A 19203-nucleotide genomic window follows, 5' to 3' on the forward strand; every position below is an offset into this window, starting at 1 on the left:
GCTGGAAGGGGCGGCCAGCCGAGGAAGCCTTGGCGGCTCTCGGGGGATGCTTCAACAACAACCCTGTTGCCGTCAGCTTGCGAGACGCGATCTCCGCGTTTATCAATGTGGGTAGCCGCTCTCTCGTCCTGCGTGTTTCCTAGGCCTCAAAGGGTGCTTTACGTGAACGTTCCATGTCGAGGGACGCGCGAGGTAGCAAAGACCCTCATGCTTTCAGCTGAACGAACCCACAGCAGCAAGGTCGGACGATTTTGTCTGATCGCTGTCTTCCGTGGATTGATCGCCACCTTCGGCATTTCGATTGACCACGGAAATAGCAATGGTCGTCAGAGCAAGATCAGCGGCCTCTTCCTCGTTCAGGGTAGTTTGCAAGATCTCGGCGGCCTCTTCATAACCGAGTTCCAAAGCCCAGGTCCGAAGGGTGCCATAGCGCGACATTTCGTAGTGTTCGACCGCCTGCGCCGCAGCCAGAAGACCGGCATCGAGTGAAGGGCAGCCTTCATATTCCGCGATGATGTCAGCGGCCTCATCGGTGATACCCAGGATAGCATCGCATGTCTTCGTCTCGGGTTTCGCTCCAATGACGTTGAAGATGGCTTCCAGACGCGTGACATGAGTTTTCGTCTCGTCGAGATGTTTGCGTAGAGCGGATTTAAGTTGGGAGTGCGACGCAACCGCCTCCAGCTCTGGCAGCGTGGCGGCGATTTTCTGTTCGGCAAAATAGACGCCTTTGAGAGTATCAAGGAAAAGGTCTTCGAGAAGTTTCACCATGGCCGGTCCTCGGTGTTAGCATTCTTGTGCGAAATAGTGCCAACGAACTCAATACGGCTAGAAATGTTCCGGTCGTCCGAACGGCCATAGCCGTTCAGATCAACCTCCGCAGGATCTCGGAAAGACTTTCGAAGCTCGTGAAAGGAAACGGGAAGCACTGAGATTTTTAGCGAAAGTTTCGTCGGTATGGCTTCTTGAACACTTGATAAGCTTTGCGCGCTTCTCGAGAAATATGCCTCTCACACGCACGGATGACCCGGGGGTCGCCGAGGCGGGCAAAGCCTAGGTCTAGATGAGTTCGAGTTCATTTTTCTGCGTCTGCCATAGAGCTTAGCTGGGCTCTCGCTCCTGCCGGAATAGGGCCGCTATAAGCGGCCCTTGGAAGTTTACGCCTAGACGATCTGCGGCTTAATCGACGGTACAGACCGCCTGCTTTCATGCGCCTGCTCATCGTCGTCAATGTCGGATGGAAGCTGGCCATCCGGCGTAAGCTCGTCGACCGCTTTTGGCAGATCGCGGCTGAGACGGCTTAGGATTTCTTCAGGCGAAAGGCCCGTTCGCGCCGAAAGGTCGTCGAGCACCTCGGGACCCAATACCTCCGACAACTGTCTATCGTCGATTTCGGCATTCGGCCCTGTTTCGACCCACGATTTGGCGGTTTCGCCGTGGCCATTCTGCTGGAACTGCTTGAGAAGGTCGCCGAGGCCGCCTCCAAGAATACTGCCAGCGGATGCGCCGCCGAGAAGACCACCAAGCCCTCCCGCGCCGCCGCCTGCCAGCCCTCCGAGAAGTCCGCCGAGACCACCAGTCTGCTGGCCCGTGCTTCCGTCGCCTTGAGGCTGTTGAAGCCCTCGTAGCAAATCGGCGATTCTGTCCCTGTTCTGGAATCCGGCTACCGCCAGGACCCCAAGCAAAGCTTTCAACGCGCTACTCGCCATTTCATCTCCTCCTATTTGCCGAAGGCGCTAAGGCTTTCGGCGTGTTGATTGATCACCGGAAGATGCCGTGACCGCCTGGTCAGTCGGCCGCTGTCGATGAGTGCAAACACCTGCACGGCCAAGGTCACCGGTAACAACAGTTGCACGGTGGGCACTTCGTTCCAGCAGGTCGGAAAAATTTCACGGTGGGTCCAGGTCGTCCCTACGCCTGATCCAGGCGAAGGAACTCAGTCTAAAACGCTCCGTGTCAGCCGCGAAACTCGACATCCTTCATCTGACGCTCATCAGAGTTGATGTCCCAGTCCTTTCCCCGCTCCTTTTTACCCGGTGGAGCTTTATGCGAGGTGGCATCATCGGAGCCCGTTATGACGCGCGGCTTGGCGCTGGCAACGCCGTTGTTGTCGCTGTGGTCCAGGCCCTTCGAGTACTGGCCTTGCGCATCCGCGTGGATGGTGGAGAGGCGGCTTGCCCGTTCGGTATCTGCATCTGGTGCCATCATGCGTCTCCTTTGGTTTTGCCTGCATCCGTGACTTTCGAGCGGTCAGGATCGTTCAGGTTTTCACCGACGGCGTCACGGTCGGTTTTCGGGTCGTCGACAGCCGGAAGGTAGCCTGCAGGACGTGTTTCTTCGGGACCTTCCCAGCGGGGAGACTGATCTGTCGTGCCTGCGGGGCCTGGCTTTGGGGTGTTGTGTTCCATGGTTTTTCTCCGTTGATGGAGATCAACTTGAGGCGGGACAGATGGTTCCTTCGCCTTCGCATAAATCCAGGAAGCGTTGAGCGATTGCTCTCCACGACTGCTGAACTTGTTACAAGCGGTTCGGTTGATCCATATTGGAGAAACCCATCCCGATATTTCATTTCAGATCAGGTGATGAAGCCGTCACCAGCGCGCCTCCCCTTTTGTCTGAAACTCAAGAGGATGCGATAAACCAGGCACGTCTTGCCCACTGCGATATGGCACCTGATCAGCTCCCGCAAAACCCGATGGATCTCCTCAATCGAGATTCAGGATGAGGCGAAGCACCCTCTCTTCAAGGTGCCCTGATTATGGAAGTTATTCCGAAAACCATCGCATAACCGGCTTACCGAGCCACCCGGCCTCTTTAAAGCGTTTCGCTTTTGATGAGGCAGTGGATGCACGGCCTTGATGCACGGCCTTGGTGAATCATTGACGTTCCATCCCGGCGCGTTCGGAGATACCAGCCCCAAGTAATTGGCGTGCCATGAACGCAAAGCAACAATCGGTGTCAGTTGTGGGAACAACCACAGCTTCGTTCAGTTGGGCGACATCATCAACGGAGGTTTCGATATGCGCGCACTTTGCTGGCACGGAAAGGGTGACGTTCGCGTGGATACTGTCCCTGATCCGAAAATCNCAGTTGGGCGACATCATCAACGGAGGTTTCGATATGCGCGCACTTTGCTGGCACGGAAAGGGTGACGTTCGCGTGGATACTGTCCCTGATCCGAAAATCCAACATTCTCGAGATGCGATCATCAAAATAAGCTGTTGCGCGATATGCGGTTCGGACTTGCATCTTCTGGACGGCTATCAGCCAACGATGGARAGTGGCGATATCCTCGGTCACGAGAACATGGGGGAAGTCATCGAGCTGGGTTCGGACGTCACCAACYTGAAGATMGGCGACCGTGTCGTTGTCCCTTTTACGATAAGTTGCGGTGATTGCTGGTTCTGCAAACAGGGAATGTATTCCTGCTGCGATACTACGAACCCGAATGCCGAGATTGCACGCAAGGCGATGGGCCACTCCCCAGCTGGACTGTTCGGGTTCAGTCATATGCTGGGAGGATACAGCGGAGGTCAGGCAGAATACCTCCGCGTCCCTATGGCCGATGTCGGGCCGATCAAGGTGCCGGACAGTGTCTCTGATGAGCAGGCGCTTTTCCTATCGGATATTTTTCCCACAGGTTACATGGCCGCCGAGAATGCGCAGATTCAACCTGGAGACACGGTGGCCATCTGGGGATGTGGGCCGGTCGGTCAATTTGCGATTCGCTCGGCACTCATGATGGGCGCAGGGCGCGTCATCGCGATCGATGAGGTGCCTGAACGCCTTGCCATGGCGGAGGCGGGAGGAGCGGAAACGATCAACTTTTCCGAGACTGACGTCTACGATGAACTCATGTCCCGCACCGCCAACCGGGGCCCTGACAGTTGCATCGACGCGGTCGGATGCGAGGCATCAGGTCACGGCTCCACTGACGCTTTACTCGATAAGGCCAAGGCAGCGCTGTATCTCGCCACCGATCGGGTCCATGTGCTGCGGGAAGCCATTATGAGCTGCCGTAAAGGCGGCACAATATCTATTCCCGGCGTTTACGTGGGAATGGGCGATAAAATTCCAATTGGCGCTGCAATGAACAAGGGGCTTACCCTGAAGATGGGACAGACCCATGTGCAGAAATATACAAAACCTCTGCTAGAGAAAATCGAAGCGGGAGAGATTGATCCCAGCTTTGTGGTAACGCATCCCGCTTCGCTGGAGGATGCACCTGAAATGTACAAGAAATTCCGGGATAAGGAGGATGGCGTGATCAAGGTCGTGCTCAGGCCATAGNTGGTAACGCATCCCGCTTCGCTGGAGGATGCACCTGAAATGTACAAGAAATTCCGGGATAAGGAGGATGGCGTGATCAAGGTCGTGCTCAGGCCATAGCGGATGCAGGCCATGCTCGCGAGCATTCCGCTCGCGGGCGACTTATGATCCAGAACCAAGAGCGGACAGTACTTTCGGCAGTACAATCGAACATTGCGTCACAGCGACGAAACAGTTTTGGGATCCGCCAAAATAGATCAGCGACACTCTTGGAACGTGTCGTCCTCGCAAACTCGGGTGACAATGGCCGGCGATTACACATTCTATCGCAGATGTGCGAGGCCATGAGTGCGAGCCAACTCAGAGCGTTTGGCTGCATAAGCCGGACGACCGTCCGGTAGTCGTTGGAAGGAACTTGCCTGGCATTGCTGCGTTTCACCGCATCACATTTCTGACGCGCGAGATAAAATAACTAGCAGTCTCAAATAGACGATGGCCGAGCAAGCAATCCTTCAAGCCAAGAGATTACCTTACTATCGTCCCAATACCCCACTTCGTATGTTGAGGTCACATGCAAAATCAATCACTGTTTCAATTGCTTGCCCGCTCTGGTTACACCGCGCGTGGTATCGTTTATGTCCTTGTCGCCGGGCTCGCCCTGTTTTCGAGTTTCGATGGGGGAGAAGCTGATTCAAAGTCCGCGTTACAGGTCGTTCTCCAGCAACCTCTTGGTCGAGTTTGGATGGGCTTTATCGCGGTAGGCCTATTGGGCTTTATAGCTTGGAGGCTAGCGCAGGCATTTGCAAATGCAGACGGACACCCGGTTACGGCTAAGGGGTACGCTATCCGATTTGGCCTGCTCGTCAGCGCCATAGTTTACAGCAGCCTTGCACTCTATGCAGCCAGTATGGCGTTGAGAGTTGGCGATCGGCAAGATTCGGGAGGGGAAGCTGGATTAAGCTCGTGGGTTATCTCACAGCCATTTGGGCGCTACGTTCTCGCGGGTATTGGATTGACGGTCGTTGGGTCAGGTATCGCACAAATCATCAAGGGCTTTGGTCATGGCTATAGGAAGTACCTGGATATACCGGCCACGGCAGGAACTGGCTTAGATTGGGTATGTGTTTACGGCCTTGCGGCGCGCGGTTTCTTGCTGCTGATAACCGGCGTGTTTTTCGCATTCGCTGCTTTCACCGTCGATCCCGACCAGGCGGGCGGGATCTCGGAGGCGTTGGCTTGGATCCGTGAACTCCCATTTGGCGCATTCCTGTACGTCTTTGCAGCAGTCGGCCTGCTGGCTTTCGGTCTCTACAGTTTTATCGAGGCCGCTTACCGGCGAATTCGGCCACCAGCGATCGCATCTGCCAGAGCTGCGCTGCTTTGAATCATCGGTAGACGCCTTTCTTTTGCAGCGACAGGGGGCACATTAGACGTGATGGCTTCGGCAGCGATCGGAGTGGGGCCATGCGCTTAGGCTGGAATGAAAGAAGGTTTCCGTAGCCCATTTTCCAAGTTCCTTTATACAAGCCCCGCAACGTTTTCCGCGCCAGCATATTCTCCTGTCGCTATCGATTGGCTCCTTCGTGATAATACCCACCGCATAGGCGCCACCCACACACCCTTCAGAGGTAAGCAAGATTACAAGCGATAGGTGGTAACCTCACCTTGATCGCGCCGGCCACATGCCGTCTTGACATCAACGTAACACCGGATCTCCACCAGTTTACAGGTCGACATTTCGCACCATGCTCCCACCGTAGGTTTCCGAAAAAATGGAGCACGTTGCTAACTCAAAGGTCAGGGTCTTCCGCAGGATCCGGGTCTTGGGAGTAGCTTGCCTCCAGGTGCACCATCACTTGCCTGATGGCACCCATCGTCTCGACGGTACCCCAGCCCTCTGCAACCACGTCGGCGATAAGGTTTTGGAGAAGCGGGTCGACAACCAGCCTTAACTCAACCTCACGCTCAGGGTCATCGATTGGTCGTTCAGGATGTTTAATCATCGCGTTCTCCAGTTTTAAGCTGCACCTCAATCGACACGGCGCGTGGTCCCTCGAATGGCCCCGCCTCATAAATGAAGCATTACGAAGCTAATCCCAGAATTTGTAGGTTACTTCGTCGGCATGGAATCCGGGGACTGCGTCCAACGTTGTCCAAACCAGCTTATGAAACACTCACCAACTTCTAGACGGAGCAATGCGTCATCGCGCCAACGCTCTAGCTTGTATCCATCCATCTCAGTCGCCATGTCGTTGTGGTTGCCCGCGAGAACAACGCAACTTCCAGTTCCCGTAGCCGGGCGGGACAATGTTGCAGCCTCTCCAGCCATCGAATTTTGTAGTCGAGCTTTGGTCCAGGCCAGATTTCCGTTGGGCAGGTAGATGCTCCCGGTTACAATTCTATCTGTTGCCGCATCAATGTAGCGTGCGTTTGTCGGCTCCAAGCGATGTTCCGACGTCGACTGATCCTTGATCCGTCTTTGTCGTGACGTACGTAACGTTTGTCAGTGCCAATATCGCTGAGTTCACGTTTTGCTATGTGTTGCGCCCTGAACTACCTAATTTTTTCTGTTCCAGCAGGCGCGACTGATTGGGTATCGCCGCCTGTGCCGGACTCCGCAGTAGGATCACGATCAGTGGGCGCCGTTTGCATTTTCTCGCCAGCCGGGGGAGCATTATCGATGACCTTTTGATCGGTGGGGGTGACAACCGCATTTGGCGTTGAGGTCGAAGTCTGATTGACGTCCGTCGCTGCATCATTGTCGACGGCTTCGCCGTACATTTCCGAAATCCCCCAAGCGATCATAGCTAGTACAAGACCACCGATTAGGACCATCAAAACAGGTCTGCCGAGTAGACCCTGCCGGGCTTCGACGGATGTTTCGACCACGATTCTATTTGTATCTTCCGAAGCGACACGGTTGCCTCGTTCATCGGTATAAGTGGCCATAGCACTATCCTCACAATTGCGATGCGGCTTAACCAGCCGCCGGTGGTAATGTTCCCTCCGCGCAAGTTTCCAGCGGCCGGACACCCGCGCTGACATAGCCAAAAGACCCGACGGCAGCCAATGTGCCCGGCTTCTCAGCGGGCGTCGTCTGGAAAAGCCTGGTCCTCGAACCAAAGATTGTCTACTAAGTCACCGAAAGATTTGATGACCTGTTCGCGCGACCAGCCCGACCTGATGGCCTCATCAATCAGTGCCAGAAATGATGGCTCCAACGCCTTCTGGCATTCCAAGTCATCGTCTTTTGGGTTTTCATTTGGTGCTTTAATCATTGAAGTCTCTCCGTTTCGCCTCAAACTCTGAGCAGACCGCTTGGTTCCGGCATCACCGGGGCCATAAGGCGTTTGTGACAACGCGGGCCGGGAAGGGGAAAGCGGTGACGCAAGTCGTGAAGAAGGCTCGACAACCCTACGAGATTGTCGAGCCGGACCTGCTTCCCATTTTCCGCGGTTCAGGGCTGCGAGGATTTTGGGTCCGACACTCCAAGTTCGAAGGCGTCGACCTCTTCGACAACACGGTCCTTAATGGTGTCATGGGTATCGGACGCCACCTCCAAGACCTTTTCGTATACTTCGGACGCAACTTGCTTCCCACGGTCCATCACATCCTGCGAGGCTGCCGTAACGTTTTCCATCGCAGTGTCTGAGGCGTCACCCAACAACTCGTCCTCCACGTCCGTGTGGGGAAGCGCCGCACCTATAGCTGCTCCTACCGCAAAGGCTAGGGCCCCTCCAACTAGCGGCTGGTCGCGGAAATGCGTAAGGATGGCGTCGTTCAACTTGTTTGTTTGCCCTCGCAACGAGCTGGCCGCCGAAGAAGCCTGGTCAGACAGTGAACTGGCCGCTCCCGAGGCAGCAGCCTCAAGATTGCCCGCCGCACCTTTCGCCCGTTCCCACTTTTCCGCAACCCAGCCCGATGCGTTGTCCAGCAAAGCTCCTGTCTCGTCAATGATTTGGTCGATCTGCTTACCACTGGCGTCGGCAAACCCCCGGTAGGTCGCGCCTGCCTCATCAACAAAATGACCGGCACGGCGACCGGTTTCATCAGTCAGCGCTTTAAGTTTCCGTCCCGAGCTGTCGGAGAAGTGACTGTATGTCGATCCGTTTTCACTTTGTGGAGGGCCCAGACGTCGAACCGGACCGTCAGCCCGATAGAGTGGATATTCCGAAACGGTTTGTGCGATAGGAGAGGGGGTCGATGGGGTTGCACCCTTAGCCATCAGCCAAGCAAGACTCACACCCATCAAAGCGACAGGAAGCGGATTGTTCTTAAGCGCCTGCCCAAGGTTGCTGACATACTCGCCACTACCACTGCCCTTGGCATAGGTCAGAACTTCATCAATCAGCTGCCCAGGCGACATCCGTTCCTGGATAGCGTCGATGCGGTTTCCGATACGCTGACGATCCTGATCTATCTCTCTCTGGATGTCAGCTGACGTTTTCTCGGTTGAACGTTCCATCAGATTTTCTCCTTCACGGCGTCAACATCACGACGGAGCGACGTCGCGGTTCGATTTAGGGTGATATTGGTTCCATGAAGGGCCGCGAGTCCGCGAGAGACGAACGCCCATGCGATCACAGTGATGGCAACCCCGACGATCAGCGAAGCCAAGGCGCTGGCGCCTGTATCAGTGAAACCCTGCGTCACGAGAAATGCAGCGAGACCTCCGACAAGGGCGTTAAGCAGGACGCCAACCGCACCGATGGCCAAGACAAGCCCGATAATGAGGATCTCTACGCCGATCATCGCCTTGGAAAGTTTTTCGGAGGCCTCAGTTTTAGCGAGGTCGATTTCCTTGCGGAACAGACTTGTCACGTCGCTGACTAGTCCGCCAAGCAGTTCGGACAGAGGGGCACTTTCGGGAGACTTAGCCATTATCCTGACCTCCGGTCCTGTTCGAATCAAAAGTAGTTGAGGAAGAATTGGCGGTCTTGAACGGGGCTCTTTTTGCCGACGCGGTGAGGAAACGGCTAGCGGTCAATCCGGCGAGCGCCGCGATGCCCAAAAAGGCTAGCGGCTGCTTGCGACCGAACTCCTCGGCCATATTGGCGATCTCGCCTATATCCTTGCCTTCCATCTGCTTGGCAAAACCTTGAACGCTCAGCCCGATCTGTTTGGCATAGCGCCCGACTTCAGCCTGGTCAGACCCTTCCAATTCCGCGCCGACTTTCTGAAGCGCGGTCGCTACGCCACCCACCTGTCTTGCGGCGAATGTTGCCTGTTCAGAGACCACATCCTTCACTTTCGCGACCGCGCTATCGGCACCCGTCTTGATCGTGTCCTTGGCGGACGAGATATCTTCGCTCACCTTATCTTTCAGATCGGCGAAAGAGGCCGGAGCGTCGGGAGATGGAGTTGCGTCGTAGAAAGGAGATGTCGTCGGCGCAGCGCGTGATCCGCTCGCTGGATCGTCGAACTCGTTTGGCATGTAAGCCTCCTATGAAAAATCAAAGCGGCGGTCGCCGCATCGGTGAACCATGACTTTTGATCTTTGTTCCAATGACCGCCAGTTCATTGGACTGGCTGCAAAACCTACCCACGCATGGCAGAGAATGCGCGATAACAAACAGTCGGCGCCATCGGCCTAGGCATAGATCGATGTCGTTCATTTCGCCGTCGTGAAGCAGTGCCGTTTGGGAGGCGCGGCAACAGGGAAGTGACAATGGACGAAATCAAAAATGGAAACGCAAAAGTGATCTCTCGCCTAGAGGCGATTTTTGAATCTTTCAAGCGGGAGATCGGGGCGATTGTAGATGCGCACGGTGAGGCGGAGGGGAAGCTTGTCCGCTGAGATAAGGAAATTCCAGGGGATGGGCGTAAAATGGCACGTCCCAATGGCCTGCCAATGCTTCGAGGGATCCAGCGTGATCAAAATGGGCATGAGTCATGATTATTGCCGACGGCCGGCTATTCTTGCCAAAACGATGTTTCGCAGCCTCGGTGATGCTTTTTCTTTTTCTAGAAGTCGCCAAGCCCGTATCGATCAGGACCCATCCATTTCCAACCGTCGGATCTCCGTAGAAAACCACATTGACGATCGATAGGCGCAAATAGGCAAGATCGGTGGACAATGCGAGAACCCGGAAACAGTCCCCGCAGTCGGTGCAGCATCGGTGTGTTCAAGTGAAAGCTGAACCGCCATTTGTGCCTCCTGCCATGAAGGAACTCGAACCCACAGACAAGGCTCAAAGTTCCACCTGTGTTAAACCGACTTCTAAAAAAGCAGGATTTGGATAACTGTGTGCCGCGTGCGCAATTGGTCAGTCGAAATAAGCGCTTTTCAAAGATGATGCGCAGCGGACTCACTTGCATCGTCAGGCCCGACGAGGCCGACCCATTCAGTCGCTCCTGTTTTCCTGGGAACTTGTTTGTCCGGAGCAAGTTAGCGCGCGTCGGCATTAGAATACAGGTGACATATCAAAATCAGATAGCGGCTCACTTTCACCTAGCAAGAGGAACTCGGAGGCGGAATCACATGATTGTAAAAATATCAATTTCAGCCGTGTGAGTCTTTAACCTAGGCGAACCTGGCTCCGAGGCGTGGAGTCGACGAAACCGATTATCGACCGAATTGATTCAGCCTGCGGCCAGAGTCTTACAAAATCGACGAGTGAGAACAATGGTCGCCGCTGTACGTTGAACTGCGGCGGGCAGGGCAAATCGGCAATCGAATGGTTCGGATTTTCCTCCGAACTCCCGAACACAAGCCTCTGGCAGATGAAGCACGTTCATGACTGACAATTTGGAAAAGGCGATATGGGATTGTGCAGTCATCGGTGGCGGCCCGGCTGGCTTGACGGCAGCGATTTATCTCGCCCGCTATCATCTTTCCGTGACGGTATTTGACGATAATACCAGCAGAGCCTCGATGATCCCGATATCCCATAATCATGCTGGATTTCCGGACGGGATCAGTGGCCAGGATCTTCTGGCCAGGATGCGCGCACAAGCTCAGCGTTACGGTGCTTTGATCCGGGGCAGCAAGGTCACGGTCCTTGAAAAGGACAGCGATTTATTCAAGTTGGAGTTCGATGGCGACACAGCATTTGCCCGCACCGTTCTTATGGGCACTGGCGTGCTCAACCGCAGACCACCAATGTCGTCGCCCGCGCATGACGAGGCGGTCGCACGGGGGTTGCTGCGGTATTGCCCTGTTTGCGACGGGTTCGAAGTGTCGGATAAGTCTCTGGGGGTCGTGGGAACAGGCATGAAGGGCTTTAGAGAAGCAAAGTTTCTGCGGAGCTACACTCGGGACGTCACGTTAGTGGCGCCTGATGGCGAGCATGAGCTGTCCGACGCAGAGCGGAAAGGCTTGGCAGAACTCGGGATAAAAATCGAGGCTGGTCCGGTGATTTCAATCGAACTGGGAACCGATAGGGTTACCGTTACCACGGCGACGACAACGTACGCGTTCGCATCATTCTACCCGGCCCTTGGCTCGGAGATTCGTTCCGCCCTTGCTGTAGGAGTCGGAGCTCGCATCTCGGATGAGGGCTGCATTAACGTCGACGCCCATCAGCGAACGAGCGTGCCTGGCCTTTATGCCGCTGGCGACGTCGTGATCGGTCTCGACCAAATCAGCCACGCGATGGGTCAAGCAGGGGTTGCTGCGACAGCCATTCGAAACGATCTGTGTGAAGTCGAAGTGTTGGTTCGCTGAATGTATGCGTAACCTTGAAACCATGCCGCTCAGTTGCTCGCGCAGCGCTACTTCCCCTGTGGGAATAAAATCATTGGTGTCTTAAGCCGACGCTGCTTGCAGCTTGGTTGGGTCCACGGTTAAGGAGCGGGGGTAAATTGTGCCACCGACGTGCGCACGAAAACGAGCACAAACTCATCCGGTGATTCAGTGAACGGCTGCAACGATTGAAGCTAGAAGTTCCGGCTGTTCGGCGCACGCCGGCGGTAGACAGCCGAAATCGTCGGCCTATTCAGGGCCCAGGGCGTGATCCAACTGCCAATCGCCCCCGCGCTATAAGGCGCGGTCTCGACCGAACGAGGTTCGAGGCGATCTGTCTAAAAGCTGGAGAGCGTAATCAGCGCCTGGTTATTTCGCGATTTCCGAAGAACCAGTCGTCTGGCACAAGTTCCCTCCTGACCAGTTTCAGCGACCTATCCGTCTGAATAACGTACGTCTCTTCCTTCCTTTGGCCGCGATCGTCGACAAAGTTATGCAGTGCTACCGACCGGAGCCTTCTGAATGCGGGTGCTTGGCACCCCTCCGTAGTTTATGCTCTCGGGCACAGGTTTGATGTTAGTTTCGCTGCACCCCACCATGATGAGGGCTACCAATGTTGGAAGTATAGTTTTCATGTGAACCTCGTTCGTTTGGTCCGTGAACCACCCCTCCTCTGAACAATTCCATTGCTGCGCGCAAGTTTAACCTCGATCGGCGACGTGACGAGACTTTTATCGTAACATTGTTCTGACAGCTTCTGATCCACGCCTGCGATAACTGCATCAGGGAGGGACCTCTTCGTGAGGAGCGGCGTTTGGGGAGCATCTCTAGACTACGCATCAACTTTGAGGGACATACGGCATCCGAAGATAAATAAGGGCATGATCAGCCGAAGCTGTTTAGCCTCGTGGTCCGTCTGAGTGTGCCGACCGACAACTGGTCTGATACGGCTTTCGCCAGAAGCGGAAACATGCCCCACCCTCCTGCCCACCCGCAGTCATCAAACGACTAGCCGGACACAATTTCGTTCTCGCCAAAACCAACCTCAGCGATATCGATTTGTTGTTGGTCAGCATCACCGATTACAAGATAAAGATCGGATAGCGCGTACTGCGCCATTGTCCTCACCGATCATGGGAAGATCGGGGTCGGCGCGGTCCAAGCCAAAGGACTACAATCGCCGCGAGGAGTGGTATGGCACCTGTTAGCAGGAAAAAAATTGCTGATACTGACATTGCGGTCTCCTCCATCCAGCAGCCTTCAATCGAAAATCAAGCAAGGGCGAGGCAGAGTAGCGCTAGCTTCGCACGATGACACAAGCACGGGCGTTTTCGCGTCTCGCCTTTCACTGTCTCTCCAACTGCCGATAACCACGATAGTTCATCTTTTGTTTCCAGAAAATTGAACAACGTCACATTGGTCGGCTCGCTTAAAGGCTGACACTTAAGCGGTGAACACGAATGGTCTAGGCTCGGGTGTAAGGACCGTCGTGTTTGACTAACGGACGACAACACGACGCGATGACATGCCGACAAAGATCCAATCTGGCGGACGCAATTCGACGAACGATCAGCTTTTGAAGGCCGGTGCCAGTCGACCTGCGTGAATCACAAACTCCAAATGGTGTCCACCAAGTTAGAATGTTTCCGCTGGGAACAATCCAACAGCGTTGTTGTTCGTTCGAACATTTAGTTACCGTGGCGATGGTCCTGTAGCGGGCGCCGTTCAAAGTCCGATCCCTTGGTCGAGCGAAAAAGAGTGGCAATCTCCAAAGGCGGCATGGGTCGGCGAGGGCTTGCTTCCCGCCAAAGAAAGTTGAGGTGCAAAGTGACGACCTGGAAGCCCATCATTGTTCAATTGCCAGTGGCAGGTCAGCAGACGATCCATGGACCATTCCAAGCGCTTATGGCGCTCCTCATCAACTGGCCCGAGAAGCGATCAGCATATCATCGGGCGGAAGAGTTGTGCGCTGCGGCAATAGACAGTAAGGGCTCGGAGTCGGACGCGTGAAGCGTTTCAGGCCGCAGTCATCCAAGCCGAAATAGGTGTCAAAGAGATCTCCAATCGGAGCAAGGATGGAGAAAATTGTTAAGCGGTGACAACACGGCCCCAGATTGACGGCGGCCGATAGCCTTCAGGGTCATCATTGCCTACCGAATCGTGGAAACGCTCGACGCTCGAGGCCAATGTTTGTGCTTGGATCCGTGGACGAAAGAGGTGCGAGACAGGGCGGAGGGTTACTCATTGTGCACGCATCGCCGTGCGGGAACGCTTCAGACGGCTGCGAACGACGGAATGAGCCCCCAACCACGAGCGATATGTTTAGTAGACGAAATTCCAATATCAAGCAGGAATGGTCCAGCTCTGCCGTAACCGCTAGCAGTGTCGAGCGGCGTGCCATGCTCCATGTCTTTGATGCTATGAAGTTCGATCATTTCGTGCCCACAAACGTCTGACCAGACAAAAATGATCATGGCCGTCAACATTCGTGTGCTTTGCCGGCTCGGAACATACATCATGCACCGCGCTCCACTGGTCAACGATCGCCTTCGCATTCACCTGGTCCACTGTCGTATCTGCAGTACCCTGCCACACGGAAATGGAGGGCCAAGGTCCGGCGTGGGAAGAGGCGGCACGGAGTCTTTTCTGCGATGATTCCGGCGACGATAGCCCATATCCACGCATCCGGTCGAATGCCTGCGGGATCGTTACGGCTGCACCATAAGGCAGGCCCGCAATGATTGCGCCGCCAGCAAACACTTCCGGATAGACGGCGAGCATTGCGTTTGCCATAGCGCCGCCAGCTGACAGCCCCGTGATAAAGACGCGCCTCGGGTCAATGCCTTGGTCAGCGACCGTCGTCGCAATCATTTCACGGATAGATTTGGCCTCGCCATGTTCACGATCAACGTCACTCCCATAGAACCAGTTGAAGCAAAGGTTCCGATTATTCTGCCTAGCCTGCTCGGGGAAGAGAACGGCGAACCCGAAGTCGTCCGCCAATCTCGACCATCCTGATCCTTCGTCATACCTCGCAGCGGTCTGCGTACACCCGTGCAGCACGACGACGAGAGCCGGCGATACCAGGCCGTGAGGAACGTGGTGCCACCCCGTCAGTTCGCCCGGGTTCTTCCCAAAATCTTCCAGTTCACGCAATCTGCTTTCATCATAAATAAAATCAGGCGGTGGACGATAACGATTAAGGCGTTCAACAGTATCGAAAAGGCTTCTCATCTCGCGCCTTAGGCTATCGCGGACAACTAAATAACTGCAGCGAGGATCAGGAAGTGCTGCATTGGTACAAACGAATACGCCGCGGACATCAGATCGGTTGGCATCTGACGACAAGACTGCTTCGTCGTTCACGCAGATTGCACTAGTCAGAATTCATTGTCGGCAAGTTGGTTTCCACCTCGCGCCGCCGTTCGTCTGGCAGCGATTGGATCCGCTCATTCCAGAAAGTGGAGGCTTCTTCAGGCTCGTCGTGCCATTGCCTTGTGTCGACAATGTTATCGTCGAGCTTACCGCGACGCGTGCCGCCGAGTTTTAGGTAGTCGGCGGCTAATTGTGCCGCATTTGTTTGAGGTGTAGTCATAGCGATTTCTCCAGACAGTGCAGCAAGACAACCTCCAGCGATGGCTGAAGTTCCATGGCGTTGTGATGAGTTTCTCTTGCGACGTACGTCCCAATGAAAATTCGATCAAAACTAAAAGTTGACCCGAACCGTTATTTTCTCTATCACTGGTTTATCGATCTTTTGCTTGCTGAACTTTGGTTGCCGCGCGATTAGCACCGCGCCTGAACGAACTTCCCTCTCAAAATCAATCGCTACCACCATCCGCCCGGCTTCGGCCTCGCGGTCGCTTAACATTTCTTTGAAAGGGTTCATCATGACCACAGGCACAGTAAAATGGTTCAATTCCACCAAGGGCTTCGGCTTCATCCAGCCTGACAACGGCGGCGCTGATGCGTTCGTCCACATCTCGGCGGTCGAACGCGCCGGAATGCGCGAAATCGTCGAGGGCCAGAAGATTGGCTATGACCTGGAGCGCGACAACAAGTCGGGCAAGATGTCGGCTTGCAATCTTCAGCCAGCTTAATCGCACTGCTTCCGCTTTGACCACGGATGTACTGGCACTGCAGGAAGCGAGTTGTTGAAAGGCCGGACTTGTCCGGCCTTTCTCCATTTTCCGCCTATAACAAATTGGAGGACAGATGTCCGACAGCAGGTCTCGCGAAAATGCCGAAGTCGCGTTCGGCCAGATACGGACGCAGTTCTTCGCGCGTGGAGACGCCGTCAAGGAGATTGACCATGTGATGCGGTCTCGTGAGGAGAAGACGTCCCGGCTACGTGAAGCAAGGCTCGCCAAGGAAGAACACGACCGCCTGAGCGCCCCGACGAAACCGGCGTTGAAAACCCGTAAGAGGAGCTGACTATGACCAAGGACCACCGCATCAATCATTTCGATTGGTCCCCCGACGAACTTCGCGGCGCGCTTGAGGCGGCTGGAGTTGCGCTGTGGTCCTGGCAGGTTGATACCGACGATCTCCTCATGGACAGCCATGGCTATACGCTGTGGGATGTTAGCAAGGTGTCACCTCTGACTTTCGAGCGGCTGTCGGACAAGATCCATCCCGCAGATCGGGACAGGGTTCGTGCGGCATTCACGGCCACCAGAGCCGTCGTCGGTCCGTACGAGATAGACTTCAGGATCATCGTCGGTGAGGATGTACGCTGGATTTCCGCCCGAGGACGCGGCAACGACGCGGGCATCAAGGATCGCAAGATGACGGGTATTTTCCTGGACGTGACGGGCCGGAAAAATGCCGAGGAAAGTCATGAGCTTCTCGCGGGCGAGATGAGTCATCGGGTAAAGAACCTTCTGGCAATTGCGTCAGGCCTGACGCAGATCACCTCGCGGTCTTCGGATTCGGTCGAGATCATGACGAAACAGCTGACAGGTCGTTTGACTGCGCTTGGGCGCGCTCATGATCTGGTGCGACCGCTGCCAAACGGGCAGGGCAGTGCGGCGCTGCTCGGCGATATCATTACTGTGCTGCTTGCACCGTATGACGACGATGGAGCTTTCGCGGGGCGGGTTAGGGTCGCGGTTCCACGGGTGGGTGTCGGCGAGACGGCCGCCACCGGATTGGCGCTCGTCATCCACGAGCTTGCGACAAACGCCTTGAAATACGGTGCGTTGTCGTTACCCGAAGGAACGCTCGACGTGTCAGGCAATGTCGTCGGCGACAATGTGGAAATCCAGTGGACGGAACGGGGTGGGCCAGAGGTAAAGAAGCCTGACGGTCCGGGCGGCTACGGAAGCAAACTGCTTCACCGCACGCTGGTTGGACATCTAGGCGGGGAACTGGAACACGACTGGTCTCAGCAGGGCCTGATTGTAAAGCTGAAAATGGAAGCGAGTCGTTTGTCTTCGTAACGGCGTCGAGCTTGCGACAGAGCTTCAACTGTTTGACGATGAGCTCGATTTGTAAGACTCTGCTCTTGGTGAAAGTCTGATTTCGTCCGAGCTAACGTGGCGGGAGTAGGCTATGCCGGCCCGCGGAAAGCGCGCCGCGACCTTATGCGCAAGGTCTACACCGGAGTGGTTGCCAGGCATGTGGATGTCGGTGCAAGGAGAGGGATCGACATGTCTTCGTCGATGTCGCGTGCTCGTCGGCGGTTCCGGCGTATATCACAGTGAAGCCGGCGTCGTAAGGATAGAGTGCTCCATCCCTTCACTTTATGTTGGCGGACTTCGACGTCGCTACACAAAGTCCACTTTGTCCTCACCTATAATACGAGCGCCGCGTTAACGGGCGATATAACGCGAAAGCCACTGGATCGTGACAAGAATCCGTTTTTCAAAGTGGATCAAAAGATGCACGTGGACAAACGCCCATAGAACCCAGGCGACCCTCCCTTTAGCTGCCACGACCCAAAGTCTTAGACCGCGGCGTTCCGACCAATAACGGCAGTATTGCCGCGATTGTGAACCACGAACGGCCTGAGCGGACGTCCGTCCTTTAACAGGTTCCGCAGCCCCCTCCCAAGGTGTATCCCCTGCTGCTCAGCGACCTGGGCAAGCGCGGGGAGGGGCTGGCCAGCGTGGTTGAGCACCAGCGCCGTGTCACCGATTGCGTATACTTGGTTACATCCTCGATAACCGCTGTAGCCGAAACGGGTATCCCGCCTGTCCGGTCGCCCGTCATTGTAAGCCAGCTAGCTGTGGGGGACGCCTTGATTCCAGCACCCCAGATCAAGCAGCCGCACCGGCCCCTTTGTAATGGGCTCATTGTAAGCATATCTTTCAGTCATAGCAGGGAACTTGCGCCGCTAATCGCAGTTAGCCGAGATGGAGGATCCCCAATGATCAATCAGCACCTGAAGCAAGCTTTCTACATACTCACTTTTACCGGGCTAGGCTTGTTGTCTATCCAGCTCCATGCTCAAGAGCAGACGTTAACGCCCCAGGCTTTCGCGCAAAAGGCAGCAATATCAAACACATTTGAAATCGAGGCGGCGAAACTTGTTGTGGAGAGGGGAAAGGATCCGTCTGCCAGAACGTTCGCCAAAGACATGATCACCGATCACGAGCGGGCGGGTGTCGAACTCGCTCAAGCGGCTCGAGGCGAAAAGTTCCAGCTGAAAGCTGGGCTCGATAATGAACATCGTGAGAAGCTCGAAGCAATAAAGGCCTCTCCGGACGAAAATTTCGATCAAGCGTACCTTTCAACCCAGGTTTCTGCTCACGAAGCTGCAGTAGCATTGTTTGCCAAATACACACAGCAAAGCACAGGCGGTCCGCTCAAGGCATTCACCGAAAAGACGCTTGGAACATTGAGGGCGCACGACGTCCGCATCCACGGCCTGACCAAAGAATAACGCGCTGAGACGCTGAAGCAGCGGTAGATCCACTCCACAAAACATGATTGGACGCCGCCCCCCACCGTCTAGCATCCCGCCTTGGGACACCAGATCAAAGGATATATAGATTGTGCACCACGAAGCTCCTTCCACTACTTTTCGCGGTCGCTAGTTTTGCAGGACAAAGTTTCGCGAGCGAAGTAGAGTTTCTCAAATCAATTAGCGGATCTTTCGTCGGTGGCGGGACGGTTCGGCTAAGGACAAGTTCCGCGCCAATTACTGTAAGGTGCAGCTTCACGTCCGCAGGTCGTGCCGCCGCCCTCACTCTCAAGGGCACATGCCGCGGCCTGTTGGTCGTTTCAAGGGCAATATCTGCCGACAT

Annotated in this window: 22 protein-coding genes and 3 pseudogenes; 9 read left to right on the forward strand and 16 right to left on the reverse strand. The window is 55.3% G+C overall.

Going from position 1 to position 19203, the window contains the following annotated elements; translation table 11 throughout:
• Positions 1-213: 213 nt before the first annotated feature.
• The 5 genes from ASG68_RS09210 to ASG68_RS32240 all read right to left on the reverse strand — a co-directional run.
• Positions 214-771: a ferritin-like domain-containing protein gene (locus ASG68_RS09210; protein WP_082477892.1), complete on the reverse strand. Its 558-nt coding sequence runs from the start codon at positions 769-771 to the stop codon at positions 214-216.
• 392 nt (positions 772-1163) lie between these two features.
• Positions 1164-1709, reverse strand: a complete 546-nt coding sequence (locus ASG68_RS09215; protein ID WP_062579404.1) for a YidB family protein — start codon at positions 1707-1709, stop codon at positions 1164-1166.
• Positions 1710-1956: 247 nt separating this feature from the next.
• Positions 1957-2208, reverse strand: coding sequence for a hypothetical protein (locus tag ASG68_RS09220; RefSeq protein WP_113565418.1), 252 nt, complete (start codon positions 2206-2208; stop codon positions 1957-1959).
• The gene (locus tag ASG68_RS09225) at positions 2205-2408 is read right to left on the reverse strand and encodes a hypothetical protein (RefSeq protein WP_062579400.1); all 204 of its coding nucleotides are present in this window, start codon (positions 2406-2408) and stop codon (positions 2205-2207) included. The genes ASG68_RS09220 and ASG68_RS09225 overlap by 4 nt, the downstream gene beginning before the upstream one ends.
• Before the next feature lie 468 nt (positions 2409-2876).
• Positions 2877-3086: hypothetical protein (locus tag ASG68_RS32240; RefSeq protein ID WP_244484163.1), on the reverse strand; the 210-nt coding region annotated here is incomplete at its 5' end.
• Positions 3087-3120: 34 nt separating this feature from the next.
• On the opposite strand from ASG68_RS32240, the gene ASG68_RS09230 reads away from it, so the two are divergent.
• Positions 3121-4290, forward strand: coding sequence for a zinc-dependent alcohol dehydrogenase (locus tag ASG68_RS09230; RefSeq protein WP_062609686.1), 1170 nt, complete (start codon positions 3121-3123; stop codon positions 4288-4290).
• Positions 4291-4840: 550 nt separating this feature from the next.
• Positions 4841-5653 carry a DUF1206 domain-containing protein gene (locus ASG68_RS09235; protein WP_062581405.1) on the forward strand — a complete coding sequence of 271 codons (813 nt, stop codon included), beginning with the start codon at positions 4841-4843 and terminating at the stop codon, positions 5651-5653.
• Between the two features lie 406 nt (positions 5654-6059).
• Here ASG68_RS09235 and ASG68_RS09240 read toward each other — a convergent pair whose 3' ends face one another.
• The 6 genes from ASG68_RS09240 to ASG68_RS09265 all read right to left on the reverse strand — a co-directional run bounded on the left by ASG68_RS09240 (position 6060) and on the right by ASG68_RS09265 (position 9703).
• Positions 6060-6272 carry a hypothetical protein gene (locus tag ASG68_RS09240; protein ID WP_062581403.1) on the reverse strand — a complete coding sequence of 71 codons (213 nt, stop codon included), beginning with the start codon at positions 6270-6272 and terminating at the stop codon, positions 6060-6062.
• A gap of 550 nt (positions 6273-6822) precedes the next feature.
• Positions 6823-7218 (reverse strand): hypothetical protein, encoded by a 396-nt coding sequence (locus ASG68_RS09245; RefSeq protein ID WP_062581402.1) that lies wholly within the window; start codon positions 7216-7218, stop codon positions 6823-6825.
• A gap of 134 nt (positions 7219-7352) precedes the next feature.
• Complete coding sequence (locus tag ASG68_RS09250; RefSeq protein ID WP_062603551.1) at positions 7353-7547, reverse strand: hypothetical protein; 195 nt, start codon at positions 7545-7547, stop codon at positions 7353-7355.
• Between the two features lie 179 nt (positions 7548-7726).
• Positions 7727-8734 (reverse strand): DUF3618 domain-containing protein, encoded by a 1008-nt coding sequence (locus ASG68_RS09255; protein ID WP_062581398.1) that lies wholly within the window; start codon positions 8732-8734, stop codon positions 7727-7729.
• Positions 8734-9150, reverse strand: a complete 417-nt coding sequence (locus ASG68_RS09260; protein WP_062581396.1) for a phage holin family protein — start codon at positions 9148-9150, stop codon at positions 8734-8736. Before ASG68_RS09260 ends, ASG68_RS09255 begins: the two co-directional genes overlap by 1 nt.
• Positions 9143-9703, reverse strand: coding sequence for a hypothetical protein (locus ASG68_RS09265; RefSeq protein WP_062581394.1), 561 nt, complete (start codon positions 9701-9703; stop codon positions 9143-9145). Before ASG68_RS09265 ends, ASG68_RS09260 begins: the two co-directional genes overlap by 8 nt.
• 234 nt (positions 9704-9937) lie before the next feature.
• Here ASG68_RS09265 and ASG68_RS32745 point away from each other — a divergent pair, with 234 nt between their 5' ends.
• On the forward strand, positions 9938-10066 hold the full coding sequence (locus ASG68_RS32745; protein WP_274534213.1) for a hypothetical protein: 129 nt from the start codon (positions 9938-9940) through the stop codon (positions 10064-10066).
• A gap of 43 nt (positions 10067-10109) precedes the next feature.
• Here ASG68_RS32745 and ASG68_RS32245 read toward each other — a convergent pair.
• A pseudogene (locus tag ASG68_RS32245) lies at positions 10110-10304 on the reverse strand (MBL fold metallo-hydrolase); the annotation flags it as partial.
• A 701-nt stretch (positions 10305-11005) separates the two neighbouring features.
• Here ASG68_RS32245 and ASG68_RS09270 point away from each other — a divergent pair.
• The gene (locus tag ASG68_RS09270; RefSeq protein WP_062581392.1) at positions 11006-11935 is read left to right on the forward strand and encodes an NAD(P)/FAD-dependent oxidoreductase; all 930 of its coding nucleotides are present in this window, start codon (positions 11006-11008) and stop codon (positions 11933-11935) included.
• 376 nt (positions 11936-12311) lie between these two features.
• On the opposite strand, the pseudogene ASG68_RS32250 reads toward ASG68_RS09270, so the two are convergent.
• Both ASG68_RS32250 and ASG68_RS31725 read right to left on the reverse strand, forming a co-directional pair.
• Positions 12312-12588 (reverse strand): annotated as a pseudogene (locus ASG68_RS32250) (hypothetical protein).
• Between the two features lie 1090 nt (positions 12589-13678).
• Positions 13679-13840, reverse strand: a complete 162-nt coding sequence (locus ASG68_RS31725) for a hypothetical protein (RefSeq protein WP_162244476.1) — start codon at positions 13838-13840, stop codon at positions 13679-13681.
• Between ASG68_RS31725 and ASG68_RS32985 the strand changes: the two genes are divergently transcribed.
• Positions 13817-13963 (forward strand): DUF982 domain-containing protein, encoded by a 147-nt coding sequence (locus ASG68_RS32985; protein ID WP_413814004.1) that lies wholly within the window; start codon positions 13817-13819, stop codon positions 13961-13963. The two genes, ASG68_RS31725 and ASG68_RS32985, sit on opposite strands and share 24 nt — an antisense overlap.
• A 275-nt stretch (positions 13964-14238) precedes the next feature.
• Here the strand turns inward: ASG68_RS32985 and ASG68_RS09280 are convergent.
• Positions 14239-15187, reverse strand: a pseudogene (locus ASG68_RS09280) (alpha/beta hydrolase family esterase); the annotation flags it as partial.
• Positions 15188-15329: 142 nt separating this feature from the next.
• On the reverse strand, positions 15330-15548 hold the full coding sequence (locus ASG68_RS09285) for a hypothetical protein (protein WP_062581386.1): 219 nt from the start codon (positions 15546-15548) through the stop codon (positions 15330-15332).
• A 295-nt stretch (positions 15549-15843) separates the two neighbouring features.
• On the opposite strand from ASG68_RS09285, the gene ASG68_RS09295 reads away from it, so the two are divergent.
• From ASG68_RS09295 to ASG68_RS09310, 4 genes are all read left to right on the forward strand, one after another.
• Positions 15844-16053, forward strand: a complete 210-nt coding sequence (locus ASG68_RS09295) for a cold-shock protein (protein ID WP_062581382.1) — start codon at positions 15844-15846, stop codon at positions 16051-16053.
• Positions 16054-16168: 115 nt separating this feature from the next.
• Positions 16169-16387: a hypothetical protein gene (locus tag ASG68_RS09300; RefSeq protein WP_062581380.1), complete on the forward strand. Its 219-nt coding sequence runs from the start codon at positions 16169-16171 to the stop codon at positions 16385-16387.
• 2 nt (positions 16388-16389) lie between these two features.
• On the forward strand, positions 16390-17394 hold the full coding sequence (locus ASG68_RS09305) for a sensor histidine kinase (RefSeq protein WP_062581378.1): 1005 nt from the start codon (positions 16390-16392) through the stop codon (positions 17392-17394).
• Positions 17395-18323: 929 nt separating this feature from the next.
• Complete coding sequence (locus ASG68_RS09310) at positions 18324-18839, forward strand: DUF4142 domain-containing protein (RefSeq protein WP_062581376.1); 516 nt, start codon at positions 18324-18326, stop codon at positions 18837-18839.
• The last annotated feature ends 364 nt before the right edge of the window (positions 18840-19203 follow it).

The sequence above is a fragment of the Rhizobium sp. Leaf453 genome, from assembly GCF_001425605.1.
Classification (GTDB): domain Bacteria; phylum Pseudomonadota; class Alphaproteobacteria; order Rhizobiales; family Rhizobiaceae; genus Pararhizobium.

Bases quoted from the DNA above. Each gene is read 5' to 3' on its own strand.
- ASG68_RS09210 (WP_082477892.1), bottom strand. From the start codon at position 771: ATGGTGAAACTTCTCGAAGACCTTTTCCTTGATACTCTCAAAGGCGTC.
- ASG68_RS09215 (WP_062579404.1), bottom strand. From the start codon at position 1,709: ATGGCGAGTAGCGCGTTGAAAGCTTTGCTTGGGGTCCTGGCGGTAGCC.
- ASG68_RS09220 (WP_113565418.1), bottom strand. From the start codon at position 2,208: ATGATGGCACCAGATGCAGATACCGAACGGGCAAGCCGCCTCTCCACC.
- ASG68_RS09225 (WP_062579400.1), bottom strand. From the start codon at position 2,408: ATGGAACACAACACCCCAAAGCCAGGCCCCGCAGGCACGACAGATCAG.
- ASG68_RS09235 (WP_062581405.1), top strand. From the start codon at position 4,841: ATGCAAAATCAATCACTGTTTCAATTGCTTGCCCGCTCTGGTTACACC.
- ASG68_RS09240 (WP_062581403.1), bottom strand. From the start codon at position 6,272: ATGATTAAACATCCTGAACGACCAATCGATGACCCTGAGCGTGAGGTT.
- ASG68_RS09245 (WP_062581402.1), bottom strand. From the start codon at position 7,218: ATGGCCACTTATACCGATGAACGAGGCAACCGTGTCGCTTCGGAAGAT.
- ASG68_RS09250 (WP_062603551.1), bottom strand. From the start codon at position 7,547: ATGATTAAAGCACCAAATGAAAACCCAAAAGACGATGACTTGGAATGC.
- ASG68_RS09255 (WP_062581398.1), bottom strand. From the start codon at position 8,734: ATGGAACGTTCAACCGAGAAAACGTCAGCTGACATCCAGAGAGAGATA.
- ASG68_RS09260 (WP_062581396.1), bottom strand. From the start codon at position 9,150: ATGGCTAAGTCTCCCGAAAGTGCCCCTCTGTCCGAACTGCTTGGCGGA.
- ASG68_RS09265 (WP_062581394.1), bottom strand. From the start codon at position 9,703: ATGCCAAACGAGTTCGACGATCCAGCGAGCGGATCACGCGCTGCGCCG.
- ASG68_RS32745 (WP_274534213.1), top strand. From the start codon at position 9,938: ATGGACGAAATCAAAAATGGAAACGCAAAAGTGATCTCTCGCCTAGAG.
- ASG68_RS09270 (WP_062581392.1), top strand. From the start codon at position 11,006: ATGACTGACAATTTGGAAAAGGCGATATGGGATTGTGCAGTCATCGGT.
- ASG68_RS31725 (WP_162244476.1), bottom strand. From the start codon at position 13,840: ATGGATCGTCTGCTGACCTGCCACTGGCAATTGAACAATGATGGGCTT.
- ASG68_RS09285 (WP_062581386.1), bottom strand. From the start codon at position 15,548: ATGACTACACCTCAAACAAATGCGGCACAATTAGCCGCCGACTACCTA.
- ASG68_RS09295 (WP_062581382.1), top strand. From the start codon at position 15,844: ATGACCACAGGCACAGTAAAATGGTTCAATTCCACCAAGGGCTTCGGC.
- ASG68_RS09300 (WP_062581380.1), top strand. From the start codon at position 16,169: ATGTCCGACAGCAGGTCTCGCGAAAATGCCGAAGTCGCGTTCGGCCAG.
- ASG68_RS09305 (WP_062581378.1), top strand. From the start codon at position 16,390: ATGACCAAGGACCACCGCATCAATCATTTCGATTGGTCCCCCGACGAA.
- ASG68_RS09310 (WP_062581376.1), top strand. From the start codon at position 18,324: ATGATCAATCAGCACCTGAAGCAAGCTTTCTACATACTCACTTTTACC.